This window comes from Parazoarcus communis SWub3 = DSM 12120 (assembly GCF_003226565.1).
Classification (GTDB): Bacteria; Pseudomonadota; Gammaproteobacteria; order Burkholderiales; family Rhodocyclaceae; genus Parazoarcus; species Parazoarcus communis.
The window spans coordinates 1-1,153 of record NZ_QKOE01000071.1 but is presented as its reverse complement, the minus strand read 5'-3'; the positions used below and the strand labels follow the sequence as shown (position 1 = coordinate 1,153).

2 protein-coding genes are annotated in these 1,153 nt (G+C 47.0%); both read left to right on the top strand.

From position 1 onward, the window contains the following. Window positions 1-138: 138 nt before the first annotated feature. Window positions 139-648, top strand: coding sequence for an RHS repeat-associated core domain-containing protein (locus tag DNK49_RS23045; RefSeq protein ID WP_243632494.1), 510 nt, complete (start codon window positions 139-141; stop codon window positions 646-648). Between the two features lie 3 nt (window positions 649-651). After that, a complete protein-coding gene (locus DNK49_RS24025; protein ID WP_133255169.1) occupies window positions 652-1,014 on the top strand; it encodes a hypothetical protein in 363 nt (120 codons plus the stop codon). Window positions 1,015-1,153 lie beyond the last annotated feature (139 nt).

Here is a 1,153-nt window from a genome sequence, read left to right as displayed (position 1 = left end):
AACCTCCTCCGATTGAACACATCACGCAAGGGCAGCATAAAGACCAAGCGCATGCTGGCCGCTACGTCGGACAAATTTCGCGCAGAACTGCTCGGGGTGATGACATGAAGGTGCGATTGCCCTGGGGTGGGAAGGTTCGTGAGTCAGGATCCGATTGGGTTGCGGGGTGGGGTGAATCTGTTCGCCTACGCGCCCAATCCTGCTCGCTGGATTGATCCTCTAGGGTTGGCATATTGCCCGTGTAAATGTGATGAAATTCTTGCGAAAGAAGGTGTAACAATTGGCCGCCATGGCGACCTCAAGAAGATTGGAGGCCTACAGGACTCTCATCACATCTATCAAGATGCCGCAGTCAACGGAATTGCAGGGTACGATTACAATGACGCAACAGCAATCAGTCTTCAAGGTCGCAATTCAAATGGAACGACCCGTGGAACACCACACTACAATGCCAATCAGACCCAAAAAACTGCAACTAATGGGGGCCTCTTAGGAGGAGAAAGTGTAACAGCGTATAAATCGCTCAAAGCCGCTGGACTAAGCCCAGAAGCATCTTTGTGCGCAACGATGAAAGCAAGAGGTTACTTAAAGGGCGTGGGCGCCAATTCTGGAACTTCTACAAAAATCCCTCTTAACAGAAGAAGGTAAGAAATGGACATAGAAAAAATTCACTCTTTAATCAGCGATATGTTCATCCTGATCAATGAAAACAAAAATGAAGAAATAAGAAGAAGATTTCATATATCCAATGAGGTAATTGATGAAATCAGAGAGACAATATCAGATTACTTTGGAGACTGGCGAGAATTAAAACCAATTGATATCAAAAAACATCTCAACTCAAGAGCAAGCAAACCAATGTTCGATGTTTTTTCAATGAATCAACCGGATAGATATGGAGTGGAATGCGTACTAGTTGATGCAGACGATAATGAAACAGAGCTAATATTTCATGCAGAAATTGTTGCTACGGCCGAGGGTTACAAAATGGAATACAAATATATTGGATCATAGAGCTCAAATCTGAGCGGACGGCACCCACCACACGATCTGCGATGTCGAGCGCGATGCGCTGCACCGCGAGGTCTACCGCACCCAGGGTCGGCTGGCGAGCCGATTCGATTACGACCCCATGGGCCGTCTCACCCGCCAC

Coding starts and splice junctions, on each gene's coding strand:
- DNK49_RS24025 (WP_133255169.1), top strand. CDS start 652: ATGGACATAGAAAAAATTCACTCTTTAATCAGCGATATGTTCATCCTG.